Source organism: Rhodococcus sp. Leaf233, from assembly GCF_001426165.1.
GTDB lineage: Bacteria > Actinomycetota > Actinomycetes > Mycobacteriales > Mycobacteriaceae > Rhodococcoides > Rhodococcoides fascians.
Genome location: NZ_LMRO01000002.1, coordinates 86,087 through 104,270, shown reverse-complemented (window position 1 = coordinate 104,270; position 18,184 = coordinate 86,087). Strand labels below are relative to the sequence as shown.

At 62.5% G+C, this 18,184-nt stretch carries 6 protein-coding genes; all 6 read right to left on the bottom strand.

The window, feature by feature from the left end; translation table 11 throughout:
* Positions 1–6: 6 nt before the first annotated feature.
* Positions 7–2,043, bottom strand: coding sequence for a cutinase family protein (locus ASH04_RS05920; protein WP_057473028.1), 2,037 nt, complete (start codon positions 2,041–2,043; stop codon positions 7–9).
* 201 nt (positions 2,044–2,244) lie between these two features.
* Positions 2,245–2,547: a hypothetical protein gene (locus ASH04_RS05915; protein WP_155288609.1), complete on the bottom strand. Its 303-nt coding sequence runs from the start codon at positions 2,545–2,547 to the stop codon at positions 2,245–2,247.
* A 75-nt stretch (positions 2,548–2,622) separates the two neighbouring features.
* Entirely contained in the window at positions 2,623–4,788 is a 2,166-nt protein-coding gene (locus ASH04_RS05910; RefSeq protein WP_156394482.1) for a hypothetical protein, read from the bottom strand.
* 475 nt (positions 4,789–5,263) lie between these two features.
* Positions 5,264–10,888: a hypothetical protein gene (locus tag ASH04_RS05900; protein ID WP_057473026.1), complete on the bottom strand. Its 5,625-nt coding sequence runs from the start codon at positions 10,886–10,888 to the stop codon at positions 5,264–5,266.
* Positions 10,889–11,278: 390 nt separating this feature from the next.
* Complete coding sequence (locus tag ASH04_RS05895; protein ID WP_057473025.1) at positions 11,279–15,517, bottom strand: type IV secretory system conjugative DNA transfer family protein; 4,239 nt, start codon at positions 15,515–15,517, stop codon at positions 11,279–11,281.
* 95 nt (positions 15,518–15,612) lie between these two features.
* The gene (locus ASH04_RS05890) at positions 15,613–18,171 is read right to left on the bottom strand and encodes a hypothetical protein (protein WP_057473024.1); all 2,559 of its coding nucleotides are present in this window, start codon (positions 18,169–18,171) and stop codon (positions 15,613–15,615) included.
* Between the last annotated feature and the right edge of the window lie 13 nt (positions 18,172–18,184).

The following is an 18,184-nucleotide window of genomic DNA, read 5'->3' as shown; positions in this document are numbered from 1 at the left end:
TCACCGTCATCGGCCACTGCTGCCCGATGTAGTGGTGGCCGGTGCAGTCGTCCGCGGGGTCGTCGTCGTCTTCGTGTCGGACTTGCCGCCGAGCTGAACTATGAAGTACTCGGCCATGTAATCGACCGAATTCAGGTTGCCCACCAACGTCTTCGACGTGTACGCGCTTGTATGGACGCCGCTGGCGATGAACGAACCGAAGTCCATCATGTCTCCCGCGAACTTGCCGATGGTGTCGATACCGCCTGCTCCACCGACGCTGTTGACGAGCTGAGATGTCATCGAGACCAGATCGCCCCCGCCGGCGCTGACCGCGCTGGTGCCGGTCTTCTCAACTGGAGTGCCCATCACTCCACCGAGCACCGACTGCAGGCCGACCATGCCAATGTCTATGCCGATCGGCACCAATTTGACAGCCTCGGCCGCGTTACCTTCCACAACAGACCATGCCACCTCTTGGGCCTGACCGACATTGTCGGCCAGCCTCTTGACATCGACCTTCGCGAGGATGCGCATCACCTCGGCGGCGATCTTGGTACCACCGGACGGATCCGGAATCAGTTCGACCATGCTCGCAGCCATAGGCATGACATTGGTGTTACCAGCAGCGGCAAGATCGACCCAAGGTGCGAGCATGTTGTTCAGGTCGCCGGCACTGGCGTGTGCACCCTTGGCGTCCATGGCTGCGAGCTGGGTCCCGAGCTGATTGACCTTCGCGGCGATGGCCGCGAAATCGGTCGACAGCACCGTGGTGAGCGTCATCATCGCCGTGTCGACCACTGTCGAGATCTTGAGCTCACCGAGAACTCCCGTGGCGGCAGTCAGGTTGGACCGGTCCATGCTGCTCAGGGCCTCACCCTGCGAGGCCACGTTCAGACCCATCGTCGCCAGAGACTTGAGAGCCTCTCCGCCGCCGGCGAGGTTGGTAGTGCTGGTGTCACCCGACGTCAGTCCGGCCACCGTTTCCGCAATGGACGCCGTGTTCGAGATCAGACCACCGAGATCGACCCCGTCGAGAGTGGAGAGCACGTCCGAGGTCTGAGCGCCGGGTGTGCCCGTCTTCTCTGCCCCGAGCAACTCACGGGTGCCGCTGGTATCGGCGAAGTTCTTGATGTCCGCCGTGGAGCTGTACGTGTTGTTCAGACTCCCCGCCAGCTGTCCGATCTTGTCGAGCTGTGCCTTGCTCGGCAGACCTGCACCCTCACGGGCGAGCGCCTCTGTCCGGTTCTTCAGCTCGGATGCTTTGTCCCCCACCGCTGTCAGATCCGTGTCGCCGAAGTCCGAGACCAGGTTTTCGAAGCCACCAGCACTCGGCCCAACAGTTCCGTCGAGTGGAGGAACAGTTTCGTCGGTCGCCCCGGTGACCGCCTTGCCCATGATCCCGACGAACGGGTTCGAAGAGTCGGTGTTGCAGTACATGTCATCCTCGTCGCACACCCATTTGATACGTCCTTCGAGGGAGCCGTAGCCGCCCGGGCGTTCTCCAGCAACACCTTTGCCCGCCAGCTTCACTCCGACCAACTTCTCGGATCCGCGCTTGGGATCTGCGAGAAGTGCCACACCGCGAACCGAGGCAGCCGGCACCGGCCCTTGGCCCTGGCCGATGTGCCAGGCGACGTCACCGGCGACCTGCGCGCCTTGGCTGTAGCCCGCGAGGACGATTTTCGACGTCGGGCACTTCGCCATCAGTCCAGCGGTCGCCTGCACGCCGTTGCTTTCGCTGGCCTCGTACGTCATGCCCTTGTCGAACGCACTCGCAGAGTAGTTGACGTAGACGACGGTGATCTTCTGGCCGAATTTCTGCTCGAGCTTCGTCCCGACCTTGGCCAGCATCCCAGCCGGCTTGCTCGGATCCGCATCGATGGTCGTTTCGGTCGTGCCAGGAACCATGTAGGCCATGTATTCCGTGCATCCCTCGCCGAGGGTCTGGGCTGCTGCCGTCTGGAGGCCCGTAACAGCACTTCCCGCGGCGACGACCGTCATGACACTCAGTGTCGCCAACGCTCGGGTCATACCGAGCTTCAGTCTCGAACGAGCCGCCATCACATCTCCCACCTCATCTGTCGACCGGAGTGCTCGACATTGTCGCCCCAAATAACTGTACTTTCTCGCGAGCCTATCAAATCAGGGCCTGTACCTGGCCCGACGGACGCAGACTATATTTCTCGACAAACATCGAACCCGCGCAGCCGATAGGCTGCGCGGGTCTTTTGTCTCGCGATCGATAGGCGGTATTTCACGTCGTCAGAGTTCGTAGCCGTTGTCCCGTGCATGCTGCCTCGCGAGGTTGCCCGTCAGGTCCATGCTGTAGGTGACCTGCGCTCGCGGAGATGCCGAGCCGGCCTCCTCTTCGTCACGCTTCTGCGCATCACGGCTTGTGTCCCGAACACCGGCGGCTTCGAGCTGAGACAGAGTGCGCTCTTTCATCGCGAGCGCTCGCTCGATACCGTCCCCGCCGAGCTTTGTCGCCGCGGCCGCGCGCTGCTGCCTGGCGGATTCGGCTTCGGTCTTGGGTGTGCCCATTCCCTCAGAGACCATGTTGCTCAAGATTCCCATTGTGTTCCCCTCGTTCTTCTGTTTCGGACATCAGTTTCTTGGTCTTGGTTTACGTCGCGTTGGCAGTCATGTAGTCGGCTCAGGGCCGACCTCTCGGTTGGTTGCCTTTGCAGCATTTCCCCCGAGAGCGGGTGGGGTCGCACGCTTTTCCGGCTGTGGCCGAAGACCTTTCCCTACACCTGCAACATCAGGGCCGGGCTCCCACGGTGACCGCGGGGCGCTCGATGTTGGCGGGGTCCATGCCGGCGCTGGAGCCCCGGCGCTGGCCTCGTCGCGGCGGGCGTGGCGGCCCACAGTGTGCTCTGCTCGGATTGGTTCACTCGTCCGCCCCTGACGAGGGTGCTCCGGCGTCGGCGTTCTCGGGGACTCCGATCGTGTCGGAGCTTGATCCTGCCTTTCTGTACCGGCACTCCGCCCGGGTGTCGCCACACTAGTTCGGTCCAGCGGCTCTCGTCTGTCGACTCCGCGCCGAACCGATTGCGGCCGTGCAACGTTGACGACACGTCGTGGGGCGAGAGCCTCGCCTCCTTGACGATTCGTCCGCTCTGCCGCCAGAACATCGGGATGTGCCCGTGGACCCCACGGAGCCAGCGCACTGGGTCGAGGGGCCTCGGTACCCAACTCGCGTGCTTGTTCCGACGGCGCTGCAGGCTGCCCGACCATCTTTGCTGCGTGCTCGCGATTGACCGGCTCGAAGATCAGGGGGCGCACAGGGACGTGTTTGCCTCGCTCCCTCCCCCGCGCCACCAACTCAGCAACAGCCTCACTGTGACTGTCCCCGAACTGCTTCGACATGAGAGCAACCGCCTCGGGTTCGGCTGTCTCGAAGGCTTTCATCCCGTTCATCAGTGCATTGGAGGCGACCGTCTGGCGAATTCCTTCGTCGATGCCGTCGTCGGCCATCGCTGCGTACGCAACTCGGCTGCGCTGTGCGCAGGCAACAGACCTGTCCCTCGATGCACCACCGATTCCGCTGGGATCGAGGTTGTAGTCCCGCAGTTCCCACGACGCCAGGTGCCCGATCACCGCTTTGCGCAGCTCGGCCGGACCGGCTTTCGATGCCAGAGCTAGATCCTGAAAGACCAACGTGCTCAGCGAATCCTGGTGGCTCCGTGCATCGGCGACTCTGCGCACCTCGAACATGCGCGACCTGGCACTGTCGAGGAGCTTGCCTGCGGCCATCGACCACTGCCCGCCCCACGAAGCGACCGCAGCGCCTCCACTACCGGTAACCACGCTCTGCTGACTCGGGCGGACGCTGCCGCCAGCAGTCTCGACGAACTGCGCCAGGCGCAGATCTTCCACCCCGTCGGTCCGCCCTGCCAGGGTGCGCGCGGTCGCGGTGACCAACTGTGGATCGAGCTTCTGCGACTTCCAAATGTCGTTGAGCTCGTCGACCGTCTCCTTCAGGCTCGCCGTGACCGCGTCGGGATCTTCGCCTTCGCGCATTGCGACGTAGGCGTCTTCGTGGATCTGCAGCAAGGACATCGCGGCGGCTTCGGTGGAGAACGGTACCGACTCCGCGCCTTTCAGTACTGCCGCGACTTGATCGAGCATCGCCTTGTCTTCGCGCTGCGCCATCGTTTGCGCCGCCTCGACCGTCTCCCGGCTGCTCCCCAGTGGAACCCGCGTGTTGTTGTCGAGATTCTTCGATCGAGTCACACGTAGTGCGTCGTTGATCTTGGTGTTGTAGTCGGCCATCAGCTCACGGAAGCGGGGGCTCAGGGCCCACATCACAGCGGCGGTCGACACTGCCTCCGTCAAGGTGCTCGCATCTATCCCCTGCGCCATGGGTTTGATGCAGTTCAGTGCCATCAGTTGCGTGTACTGGTCGTGCCGCTCGCTCAGTAGGCCGGCCTTCTCCTTCGGGCTGCGCTTGGCGTTCTCTCCAGAAAAGAGCCGGTTCCTGACCGCCTCGTCTCGCAAGCCTTTCGTCACCGCCTGACGTCTGGCCGTAGCCTCTCGCGCGACGGCTGCTTTCGATTCGTCGGTGGCTGGCTGGGTATTCGGGGCAGGAGGTCCGGGGATGACGTCCGCGAAGACCTGGTCCGCGAGGTCGACACCGTCGATCGGCTCTTCCTCTGCCAACACCGGCTCTCGGGCGGGTTCCGCTTCCGCCCGAGCCTTTTCGATTCCGCGTGGTTGGCGCTTCTTGAGCCCTGGCTGCGCTGCCGGAGTCGGCTCCGGCGCTTGTCTCGGTATCGGGCTCGGCGAGCCTATCGGTGCGGTCATCGTTGCTTTCCCATTTCTCGCAGGGACACCCGTGCGCCCGGTGTCGCTCTTTCTGAGTTCGTGTTCGCCTGATCTGTACTCGCGTGCCTGATTTGCCCTCGGTCAGCGCTGTCTGTCAGCGGTTCGCTTGCGCGACATGGCATGTGAGACCGCCGCCAACTCGTCGAGCCGAGCTTGAATAGATGGCCCGGCCACCGGTTCCACGATCCGTTCGTTGGGGACCGACGGCGTGGGCCTCCGCGGCTCATCCGGCCTATCCCGATCGACGTCGTCGTCCTCGGTGTCTGACTCCGTTGCCACTCGGGAAGCGGAGGGTATTTCGCTGACTCGCCCCTCGTCCAGCAGTGCCTGTTCCTCTGCTGCTGCAAGTCTGTCCTCAGCGGCCTTGTCCCGTTGCCGCCTTTCCCGTCGCAATCGGGCTGCGAGCTCCAGCCCTTCGGGGCTCGGTTCGGCGCTGAAATCGACTGCCACGCCGTTACGCTCCCATTCCTTCGTGTTCCATCCTGCGGGCCGCCGATCCTGCTGCGATCGCGTCAGCCTCGGCCGCGAGCTTGTTCCACGGTGTCGCAGAACGTCCGTCCTTCGTGTCGCCACCGGCCGGGACCACGGGCTTCGTGACTGCCGTGTGTGTGGTCACCGACCCCACTGCAGGGGCAGCTGGGTCGATGCCCGGCCGTGTTGCGCGAGCATCCTTCGCGCTCTGCTTCAGGAACGGATCCGGTCGTGACGAGTGACCCATGGCTGCACTGCGTGTCCGAGCGGTCCACTCCGAACGCAGCAGCTTCGGGCGGTGTTCGAGGTACGTGTCGGCTCGTCCGATGGCCGCGTACTCCACCGACTCCGATCGTTCGACGCCAGCAGCCTGCAGCTGGGCATCGAGCTCGATGTTGTCGAGCACTGTGGTCGGCGCGAACGACGCGTTCACACCCTCGAACAGTTTGCCGCGGGCCTGCGCTGCGTCGAGCAGATCGTCGAACTTGCCGCCGTATGCGAGCGCATCCAGAGTCAGTGGTCTGGCGTCGTCAGGCCAGTCCTCCCACGACTGGCGGTCCGTGCGGAACATCGTTCCCGTCGTATCGCTGAGTGCCGCAGCCATCGCCTCCACGTGCTCACGCACGATGGACACACCCATACCGGCCTTGTCGGCATACATGCTCATGAACTGCTCGGTCCACTGCTTCGACGTCGCCTGTAAGGGCTGGCCCCGTTCGTCACGGAGAACCTCCCAGCGGTGTCGCCCGTTCTCGTCCGGTGTCGCCTTCATCTTGTTGCCACGCCACAGATCCTTGGCAGCACCGCTGATGATGTCCGCGCGATATGCCGCGTCGACAGGGTCGTGTTTGGCCTGCAGAACGGATTGGGTTGCGGGATAACTTATTTCGCACGCCGCAGTGACCAGTCCCTGTGCCCTCGCAAGCTGGATCGCGCTCTGGCTGATCGAACCCGCGATCCCCGTGATCTGCGACTTGAACGCGGTCGCAGCCTGAGAGCCTCGATACTTCTCATCGAATACCTTCGGATCGGGAATACCGACATCGGCGCAACGTGCGATGGTCCCGTCGTCCGCGATGTCGAGATCGGTACCGAGATACTGGGCATACTCGCGCAGTTTCGAGACGCTGCCCTTACCGCCGCGCTCGTAGCAACCCTTCACCGATTCCAGGTGGTCACCGAGGTCACCGAATCGCAGCACAACCCGGTTCTTGGTGTCCGCCATGCCTTCTCCGTAAACCGACTCGCTGAGAGCGGCCATCACGGCACGATTGGCGTCGCAGAATTCTTCGGCGCTCATTCGACCGTCACGACGGGCCTGCTCGTTGTCGTTGGCCTCGCCGATCAAACCTTCCAGATCGGCTCTGCGCTCGACGTTCTCGTAGCAAGCAACTTCGACATCGAGCGAGGTGTGCAAGCTCAGCGGGTAGACCTCACGCTCGCCCGTGCGCCTCATCAGACCCTGATCGTCGCGCTCCCACACACCGATCGTGGTTCGGGCACCCTTGTCCAGCAGGTTGGCTTCGACCGTCAGCTTGTCGAGCGCTTCGAAGTGCGCGTACGGACTCAGATTTCCGACCAGGCCGACGGAGTCACCGTCGAAGTCGCCGTCCATCGACTTGACCGACACGGGGTTGACCGCGACACCGGTGAGCGAGTCGTCGATGCTCACCCGCAGGTACCGGACACCGCCGTCGCGTAGAACTGGATCGCGCCACACGAGCACGTAGCCATCGTCACGCGGCGTTCCGGGGGTGTACTCGACTCCTGCCTCGGCTGCATCCTCCCGGGTCATCATCGGAACTCCGAGCTCGACAGCCATCGCCGAGTTCATCGCGACCTGATCCACCTCGAGCCGCGGATCTCCGGTCCACACCGCCGTCGCCGAGTGCGAGAGCCGGTTGGACATGATCGATTCCTTGAACATGTTCTTCTTGGATTCGACACGGCGAGAGATGACGTCAGCCGAGATCGAGTTGTAGGAACGCTGGGCGTCGGCCTGGCGTGCTCCCATCTCCTCGCTCTGGCGTGCAGCTCCGGTGGTGTCGCCTTTGGCGAGTGCCTCGTCACGCAGACGTTCCGCCTCGAGGTAGGCCGTCGCGCTTTCCGAAATCGACATGTACAGCTTGGTGTGGTCGTGCCGACTGACCGTGCCGTCCACCATGTCCTGCTCGCTGCGCAGCCGTGAACTCAGCACCGGCAACACCCACCGGCCGGCGTTCACCGGCGAGACTTGGGTGGCACCGCCACTGGCGAGCTTGAGTGCGAACGGTAGCTCCATCAGACCGCCACTACGGCTGATCGCTTCACCGAAGGCCTCACCCATCGCCGCGTTGTTGATGCGCGGTAGCTGATCCTCGGGCAACGACTTGCTGCGGGCGAATCTGATCGGGGCCGGGATCTCGAACACTTTGCGCTCGGCAAGCGCCTGCGGAGTCGGCTCGGACCTGAGTGATCCGTCCGGCTCGACGTCGAGACCCAACACCAACATGTACTCGCGGACATTGGCGAGGCCGGAAGTGTTGTCCCCGTAGAACTGCCGCATTACCTCGTACGCGCCCTGGCTCTGCAACGCCCATGCCAGCTGTGAGGACGCTTTGCGGCCCTTGCCCTGAGCCATCGCTTCGGCGTCGTACACGTTCGTCTTCGCGTCGACCGCCATGTGGGTGACGATCAGGTTCAGCTCGCCCATCGCTGCGGGGATCGCGGTCATCTCGCCCTGCTCATCGCGAACGAACAGATCCGCAGGCGACTGCATCAACTCGCGTGCGGTGCCGCCGTTGAAACGGCTGATCGGCGAGAACGGGCTCATGACGACGTCGAGGTCCGGATTGGCCCGGAACATCTCGACCTGCTCCGTCAGTCCGAGCTCCGCGGACGTCTGCAGGTCCATCTCGCGATCTACGATCAGGCTGATCACGCCCTTGTTGCCGTGGAAGTCGCTGAGCTTGTCGCCGATGGTCAGAGGCCTCATCTGTCCGGTGGTGTCTCGGATCAGATGCTCCCTGGCGAAGTCCTGCGACACGACAATGCCGTCCTCGAAGTTCCAACCGCCGATCTGCGCCATCGCCGTCTTCGCACCTTCGACGACCGCAGAGGCCTGCATGACGTTGGAGAAGGTCATGTTCTGTCGATCGTGGGGATCGAACCCCATCGCCCATGCGCCCTCGTGCGCCGCGATCGGTACTCGAGCCTCCGGCGTCGGACTGGGAAGCAGAGACCCGTCCGCGGTGATGGTGGCACCGGGAGTCAGATAGCGCACGACGCCCTGGTTCTCGGCCATACCGGTCATCATCGGATCGAAGATTCCGGATCCCGCGTCACGATCGAGGACACTCATGTTCCTCATTCCCGTCAGGATCAGCGGATCACGCCCGTTGTCGTTGAGCTCGTCGAACTTCGGATCGTTCTGCGCCTGACGGTGCTTGAGTGCGTTCGAGCCCTTGGCCAGCTCGGTGGGGTACCGCACGCGCCGCGCCTCGGTGGACAGAATCGCGTCGCGCCACTGCTCGGACAGCCCTTCTTCGGCTGAGCGCTCGAAGAAGTCGACCTGGTGACGGTTCGTTGCAAGTCGACGGATCGTCGAGTTCAGAGACGTTGCACGGCCGACCTCACTGCGCGGATTCGCGATGTCCTTGGCGATGGTCGCTTCGATCGTTTCACCGAGCACCTGCTCGTAGCCTTTGACTCGCGTGCGCTGTTCTAGGCTCAGGTTCTCTCCCGGCTTCTGCGAGACCACGGACGCCTCGAATCCGGGCATGAACAGGAAGTTGTCGCCGCCGGCGAACTTCGTGACGACCTCGTTGTTGGCTCCGCGATCGAAGATCTGACCGATGGTGCCTGTGACGTACCGCTTCTTGCGGTTGACCTCTTCGCCGGTTGCACCGATCGAACGGTTGTCGTCCTCTCCGACTCGTCGCTCGGCCTGCCACACCATGATCCCGTTGTCGTCAACCTGCACGCTGGTCACCTCGGCGGCACCGCGCTCGATTGCCGCCTTCACTCGCGCACCCATCGCACGCATCAGTGCCGATGGATGTTCCTCGACGTCGACCGCGGTCTCCGCGTCGAATTTGATGAGGTTGTCGGCGACCATCTTGTTGTAGTAGCCGTCGCCGCGCAGCTGCTCCGCTGGAATCCCGGCCTTGGCGCAGGCTTCGACGATGTCGTCGTTGTTGCGCCACATGTTGTGTTCGGTTGCCATGAACTGTGCGACCCGTACCGGATCGAATCGCTTTCCGTCGTCACCGATCTCGTAGCTACCGACCATCGACGTCGCGACTAGCTCTGCATGAGCACGCACCTTGTCCTGCGGATGCGGCCCTGCATCCATGGCCGAGCTGACCGCGGCGGCAGCCGCATCGTCACCGTCGGCGACAGCCTGCGCGTAGTCCGCGGCCGTCGCGCCCGGGTCGAGTAGTAGTACGCCCGAGTCGGGATCGGTCAACAGTCGCCAGTAGTCCTGTGCCAGTGCGACAACATCTTCCGGCGCACCGGAGAAGTCCGGCACGTAGTCCGGATCCCCGGCGTTCGCTCTTGCCTCGGAGATCAGGCCTTCCACGTCGATGGCCGCGCTGACGCCTTCGGCGGCCGACGCAACCGCGTCACGAAGATATTCCTCGGCGGCTTCGGGGCTCTCGAACCACGTCGTGCGCTGGCTGACTACCTTCGCATCTCGTCGTATCCACAGACCCTGTCGTGTTTCGAGCATCGACTCGTTCTTCGATCCGACGTGATAGCTGTTCTGTCGCTGACGGGGTGCCGACCGGTCACGTGGCCCGACGACACCGATGGTCCCCTGCCCGTCGAGTCGCTGTACCTGCTCTCCGAGAGCGAACCGCAGCAGCGACACGGCCTCTTCGGGGGAGGCCGCGTGAATTGCTGCACCCTTCCCCTTCTTGTCGGAGTAGTAGGTCGCAATGCCGTCGTCGTACACACGACCGACCCACACATCGTTCGCCGCCACATCAGCGATTCGCACCGATGCTTTGCTCCCCACGATCGACGCTGCGATCTGCCCGGGGTTCCGGTCTTTGACCATTCGGTAGCTCGTACCCGACTCACCCAAGTGATCGAGAATCGCAAGCGAACGCTCCAGTGCCGCTGGGCCCATCGGACCCTTCTCTCGTGCCCCGGCCAGCACCCACGGAGCGAGGTCGCGGTACTCGGACGCGCTCATGTACGGACGTAGCGCACTCAAACCGGTCACGTCGGCCTCGGTAATCGCGGCCCCTACCTGGCGGGGTTCACCGCGTTCGGGGTCCGACTCCAGCGTCTGCAGCATGAATGCCCCCAACGGGCCGAGACGATCGAGCCGATCGAAACCCGTTACTGCATCTCCGATCTCGCTGCGTACGTCATCGTCGGAGATGGACAGGAGGTGTGTGCCGTGGCCGAGAACCGTCTCGCGCCGGCTCCAGCGCGGATCGAACGGGCTCACGGGGAGCCGCACTCCACCTGGTGGAGTCTGGCCGCCGGCGCCGATGAAAGTACCGAAGCTCGCCTTGATCTTGGCGTAGCTGACTTGGTCCGTGCCTCTCTCGGCGTCCGGGAACAGCGGGGTGTACTCCTCGAACATCGAACCGAGTGCTTCGTCGATCGACTCCATCAAGACGGAGGGGCCACCCTCGCCGAGCCTGTCGATGGTCGCACCCCTGCGTTCGAGTGCTACGTCCAGTCGGCGGCGTGCTTCGCGGCCCTGGCTCGCCCGGAGCGCAGGTACCTGCTCGCCCCGCGCCGTGCGCCACTTCGGATACTCCGAGATAGCTCTGTGGAAAGTGTATTCGTTTAAGTAGCGGCCAATGCCGCGAGCCTTGACGTCCACGGAGAACCCCGTCTCATGAAGTGTGTCGAACGAGCCAGTTCGACCGGATCTATTCTTATAGTAGTACATACGACCAAGTCAGCGGATTCTCCACAACTACCGATACACCCCCGTGACATGCGAAAGGCCGGGGCGTTCGCACCGCCCCGGCCTTTGTCGAGAAAATACTCGGAGTTAATTCTCGGAGATACTCATCTGCTTCGCCATCTCCGCCTCGAAGTGCCCGTCAGCGATCCCTCGCCACGAGGACTGCTCCGAGAGCACCTTCTTGAACTCAGGGTGAATCCTGTACGCGGAGAGAGCCGCCATCGAGTCGGGGTCCGGCTCCTGCTCCATATGGACCCGTGAGCCCTCGTCTGCAGCCGCGCGTGCAGCATCACGCATCGCTGCTGACTCGCTGCGGGCAGTAATCATCGGTGCGCCGTTACTCCGGAGCACCAAGTTGTCTCCCAAGAGCGCGAAGAGCTCGTCGCGATCGAAGTCGCGCCAGCATTCCGCGTACGCGGCGGCCAACTCCTTGTCGAGCGCTTCGTACACCCGGCCTCCGATCGGGTCGATCAGCATGTCCTTGCTGACCCATCCCTCCGCGTAGATTTTCTGCGCACTCGCAGTACGGTCCGCTTCGAGCCTGATCAGCTCTTGTTCGAGTTCGACGTCGTCGGTCGCGGCCCTGACTGTCGCTTCGGCCGCAGCCTCGAACATCGCCTCCTGCTCTGCGAAACCGAACACTGCATCCTCCACTGGCGGTGCCGGTGGCTCCATTTCACCGAAGATCGCCGCCAATTCCGCAGCTTCCGCCGAGACGTCGGTTGCGGCCTTCCGCTCGCGTGCCTTCTCGTACAACTTGCGACCGAGGATCACGTCATTGATGTCCATGACTTCGTTGCTCGATACGTCCGGATCCAAACGTGTCATGTCGAAGTCGCTGTACCCGTAGGCGTTGCGGTACAGGTCTTCTGCTGCCGGTGCCACCGCGGCCTGCGCCATACGCTTCTCCACCATTTGGAAGAAGTTCGGCTGGTTCAGTCGAACGTCGAAGTCCCGTGCCGAACTCAGCGTCGGGATGGTCTGCAGCGAGTAGTCCTTGCCCGGTTGCGCAATCGTGTTGCCGAACAAGGCGAAACTCATCGGCAGAATCGTCTCGTTGCGGTTCCAGATCGGCGGAGCGCCGGCGGAAAAGACGATCGAATTTCGTGGGGGTAGAAACGCCAGATCGTTGTAGCTGATGACCGGAATCTCTTTCGCCGTCATGTTGTACGTCACCGTGCCCGCTGTCTTGAACGCCACCTTCTCGGCGTTCTTGGTGACGGACTTGGAATCTCGGTACACCTGGTGGCGGGTGCCGCTCATCTTCTGCAAGGTGTCGAGCATCGAATCGTCCGTGGACTTGAGAAAGACCAGATTTGCAGCATTGCCCTGCACGATCTTGTCCACGGACTCGCCATAGACGTCACGGAGCTGTTGCAACGTCTGCAGGATCAGTGTGAACTGCTGCTCCTGGCCGAGACCGATGGAGAGCATGGTCTCGAACCCGGCGATGCCGTGTCCCTCCGACTGGAGGTTACCCAGCTCGTCGAGCATGTACCGCGTCTTGTACAGCGGCTTCTGGGTCGATTTCGTCATGTACGACTTGTCGAAATTCAGGTCCACCAACTGCTTGAGCAGGATCAGAATCAGTTTCGCGTACTTCATCAGATGCGGCGGTGTCACCAGGAACACGGCCTTCGGCTTCTCCGAGTAGTGGACCTGAGTGCTGAGCACCGCGTTGCGCCGGCCCCTGACCTTCTTGATCAGGTCATTGTCACCGGAGTTGATCTGATCGAGTGTGAGCTGGTCGATGTTGAGCACTTCCTGTTCGAACGTCGTCGAGCCAACGACCATCTTCGAGTCCGACCCCGGCACCATTTCCGCCAGCAGACCGTTCTTGACGATCTTCGTCTCCAGCACCGGATCCTTGATGTAGATCCGGCCCTTGAGGTCGGTCTGATAGCTCTTGGTGAACCGGAAGTAGAACGTCTTGACCAGAGTGCCCGACTCGGTGTTGAGCAAGCGCAGCCGCAGGTATGCAATGTCGTTCGGGTAGATGCCCTCGAAGAACGCCCGCGCCCAACCCTCTCGACTGACGGTGTCCTCGTGCTCGTAGTCCTTTCCGAGTGGCTCCTCGAAATTCGCGTCGGTGAACGAATCCCACTTCGCCTGCATACCGATGAGGTTGTACCGGCGCACATAATTTTGATCGAAACGGACGCCGAAGCGGCGAGGGAAGCTCATTCCCCCCAGGTCGATGTTCTGGCTCAGCGTCCCAGAGGTCAGTGTGGAGATCGTCGGGTCGACGAAAAACGACATAGCGGTGATTGCGATGCCGTACACCGAAGCAAGCATCTTCTCGGCACCGCCCATCGCGCGAAGTGCTTTGTCCGAGTTGCCCACCAGGGTCCGCATCGAATTGACCGGCAGCTTGTCCGTGGCGTTGAAGAACAGGGTCAGCATGTCGACCTCCTGCTCGCCGTTCCACATCGGCATGAGCTCTTTCGCACGCTCGTTGGCCTCGTTGAAGGCTGCCTGGGCATCGAGATCGTTCTCGAGGTCTCCGAATGCGCCGGCAGTCACCTCGGCGTTGAGCCTGGTGATCGGGTCCTTGAGCTTCTTGGCCGAAAGCTGGACGAACAGCTGGTAGCAGTTGTAGAGAGTGACCTTGCCCCAGCTCTCATCGAGCTTGGTCTCGAGCACCTTCAGGTCCCACCCCTCGGCAGCGGCCTGCTTACGCATCTGCCGCTCTTCTTCGAGGTAGAAATCGATCATGCCGTAGGCGGTTCGCTTGAACGCGTTGTTTGCGGCGTTCGGCCACACAGGATCGTCGGCGTTGTCGACAGGAAAGAAGACTTCTGCGATGTTCTCCACGTACAGAGCGCAGGCCGTGCTGTTGCCCTCGCGGGCGGCTTCGGCGGCCATGCCCAGGGGGTTGTAGATGTCGGTCTTGAGTGCGTTGATCAGGTTGAACTGAACGACTTGGAAGCCCCGAACACTTGCTCGCACATAGTTTTTGACCAGCAACTCACCCTTCGGGTCGTTGATCACCATGTTGTTGGGTCGCCGTTCGCGCTGCCACATGTCCAGCATCGGCTCGATGTAGGTCTGTCCCTTACCGGCTCGGGTCATCGCCAGCACCATCGTGTTCACAGGCGCTTCGTCGACGAAATAGACTCCGGCCGGCCGCTGTGGTTCGTACTCGGGGAAAACCCAGTCCTCGTCTATGCGCTTGGCGATGGTGTCCTGACTGCCTTGCTTGTCCCGATTCACGCCACCCGGGTTGTACGGAATGTTCTGCGGGTTGAAGAACTTGCGCAGCGACTTGTCTGCCGGGAGGTCCGAGGCATCGAACAGCTTGTGCGCGAACGCTTCATCGAGAATGGGCACCTGATCGAACAGTGCGTGACCGTTCTCGTCGCGGATCACCTCACCCTTGTAGTGCAGCGTCTCTCCGTTCTCGTCGATTACGTCGGACTCGTATCGCTGCAGTAGCCGGACTTTCTTCGCCCCTCGGCTCGACAGCATCGCGTGACCGAGAAGAGACGACGGTGCGCTGAAGGAGTGTGCCCCGACGTCAGGGAAGATCCCGTACTGCCTGATCACTTCTTCGGGCACAGCGATGTGCTGGTCGTCGTCGTACTGGTTGATGTCAGAGGTCTCGTACATGAGATTCTGCGCATCGAGCTTGCGGAGCAGCCACACCTTCGTGCCGCTCCAAGCAGCAAGTCCTGCCAGCAGAGTAGCCAGGAGGCGGACAAGGCTCACGTGTCCGCCGCCGAGCCAGGAGGCCACTGAGGCGTCGCTCTTCTCTATCTGCGGTGTCGGTGCCCCGGAACTCTCGCGGGCGGCCTGGGTTGCATCTACGTGCCATTGCGGACGCGCTATGTCGTCGAGCGCTGAATTGCAGTCGTTGTCGACGGGTTGTCCGTTCGGGTCGAGAAGGAGATAGCACGTCTTCTCCACCGCGCTGTTTTGACCGCGCTGCTGGACTCGGAAGTACGGCTGAACGCCGAGCTCCTTGGCTTGCTTGAGTTCTGCCTCGAACTGCGAGCTCCCTCTGTCCGTCAAGTTGCTCACGGTGCCCGTGAGCGCCCCTGCCAGACCCCACACGGTCCAGGCAAGGATGGCAGCGAGGATCCCGATGACGATGGCGGCCGTCTTGGGCAGGCCTTCGCCGCGAACACGTCCGATCTCACCGCGTTCGAGCTGCTGTGCGCCGTGAACGTCGCGGTTCGCGATGGTGTCCTTGGTGCTCCGGTTGCGGATCCGATCCCAGGATGACGCCTTGGGGCCGAGCTTGCCACTACCCTTGGCCGCCTTGTATTTCTTCGACGGCGCGGTGTCGATGTCCGAGTTACGTCCCGGCCTGCTCTTGGCGTTCATATGCCAGTTTCCGTTTCTTCTTAGTGCCGGTGGTCCAGCTCGTCACGTGATACGAGGACCGGCCGAGATCGTCGACGAGTCCATCCGGTGAGCGGTCAGATCAGAAATGCCCCGGCCAAGATGCCCAGGCTGACCAGAACGATCGCGCCCAGAACGATGAGCACCAGTGCTGCGGTGTTCATGCGCGAATCGCGCTCGCGCATGGTCTCCTTGTCGGCGATGGCCTCGTCCCGCGCCTTCTCGGCCATCTCCACGCGCGCGTTGGCCATGCTCGCCACCTCCTGCAGTTCGCTGTCGCGATCGGCCAGGCTCTGGTCGAGACGTCGCTGCAGGTGCTGCTCCCGCTGGTTCTGATTACTCATCTGCAGGTCGAAGTTGCTGGTTTTGAGCTCGAGGCCGCGCTCGTGAGCGGCGCTCTGCTGCATCATCTCAACCCGCATCATCTCGATCCGGGTGTCCGCTTCGGTTCGTGCGGCCGCGATCTGGGCCTGCGCCTCTGACATCAACTGGGCGTACCGCGCGTCAGTTTCGAGCTTGCGCGCAGCCACGTCCGACTGGAGAAGGTCGTCCTTGCGGTGGTCCTCGACGTAAGACGTCACCGCGGTGAGCGCAGCCTCGAACGCCACTGCCTCGTTGGCCTGCTGTTCGAGGGCTTTGCTCTCGAGCGAATGCAGGATGTCGGAGAGCTTCTCGTCCATCATCAAACGAGCTGCCGCGCTTCTACTCTCATTGAGTTCAGCCAGATTCATCATGCCCATCGCTTCGAGATCCGCGAGCACTTGCTCGCCGGCCTTCCGGACGTCGGCCTCGATATGAGCGCCGTTGCGGTGCTCGTACTCCTGCCGAGCTCGAGCGGCGGCATCGGAGACGAACAACTCCGCTCGTCCCTCCCACATCGCCCGCACCGCATCTTCTGCTCGCATCTTTGCCGGCGCGGCACGCTCTGCGATCTTTTCCCGATCCGATTGGATCGCCGAATGCACCTTGCCCCAACGGGAACCGGGATTGCGCTGCGGATCGAACTCCCAGCTGATCTCCTTAGCCGCAAGGTCCGCCAGGTGCATGAATTGCCGGTAGAGCAGGCGCTCGTTGTCCACGTGCAGCTTGCGCAGCTGCTCGTTGAACACTGCGGCCATTGTCTCCGCCTGCTCGCCCAGCCATGGGGTGTGAGAACCCTTGGGAACCGGAACTTGTGGGACCGGCGAGACCAGTCGTTCCTTGAATGGCTGTGGATCCACCACCAGCCCCAGATCGTCGTCTCTGTATTCGCGACCGGCCGCTTCCAGTGCCTGGTCGTACGTGAACTCGGCACCCGGCTCGACAGCAATCGACGCTGATCGGTCCACGCCATCGGCTATCGGAACGCCACCCTCGGTGGAACGCCGTGCGGGAGCCATCGTCTTCTGCATCTCCGCAAGCAAACCCGTGAGATCGGTACGCAGAGAATCGATCTGCCCCTCGGTCGCCTTGATTACCGCTTGCGTCAAACGGTCGGGGTCAACATTTCCGCTCGGGGGTACGTCAGCGAAGTCGGGTTCGGACCACTGGGGTTCATTGCCGCCCACCGATTCCGCGAAATCTGGTGCCGTGTCGACACCGACAGCGTCGTAATCGTCGGAATCGGTGTCGAACTCGACTTCGTGGAGTTCATGCTCGAAGTCGACCGGATCGGCAGCAGCAATGTCCTCACCCATCTCGAAGTTGGTGAAGTCCTCGATGCCGACGGTTTCCGTGTTGTCGTCCTCGTCCGTGGTTGTTGCAGTCGACTCCTCAGCAACCGCACTGTGTCTGCCGCCCACGCTCGGACCGTCCGAGTATGCGGCCAGTTCGGCGAATTCGCTGGCTAGGTTGTCCACCAATTCCGATGCTGTCGGATACCGTCCCTGCTGGAACGCGCCGGCCAGGTACTCCATGTTTATCTCTTCGGCCTTGTTCAGCGCTCCGGCTCCAGACGCAGTGCTTTCAGCCGATCGATAGATCGTGAGCATCGAGGCGATGAGCGTCTTGTCGAGTACCGACGAGAGGTCGAGTCGGCCCTCCGCGATCTCGACGACCTGCGCGTAGAGCTGGCCGCTGACCGCGGTTTCCTCCGAGATCGGTGGTACCACGAACACTTTGACTTCACCTGTGTCCACGTCCTCGCACGCGACGGCATACAGGTAACGCGCCTCTGTGAGAAGGGCGATCTCGTCCATGCGTGCCAGCGACTGCGCATCCGGCACGATGCCGAGTGCATCGTCGGCGAGCAGTTCCGCGGTGACGACGGCATGGATATTGTCGGCTGCAATCAGGTTGATGATCGTGCCGCGAGCTTCGTCCTTGCTCCTACGGCTGAGGCCACCGAACTCGCCGACCGTGGGAAGCACAAGCAGGACATAGGCATTGAGGTCCGGAAACGCGAAAGCTGTGTTGAGGCGCAGCAACTCAAGTGCTGCACCCGGCGTCGATTCGTTGACCACCGAGGCCAGCCGGGCGTCCGAGGAGAGAAGATCGCCAGTCCCGTCACCTCGCGAGAGCCGCAGTCGTGCCCCTCCGACCACGCGTCCGACCGTGGATTTGATGCCACGGCTTGCACTCGCGTCGGACTCCGCACCTGTCGCTTCCTCGGGTTCGTCGATGCGGACGTCACTGAAAAAGTCGATTTCGTCATCCATTGAAAACCTCTGA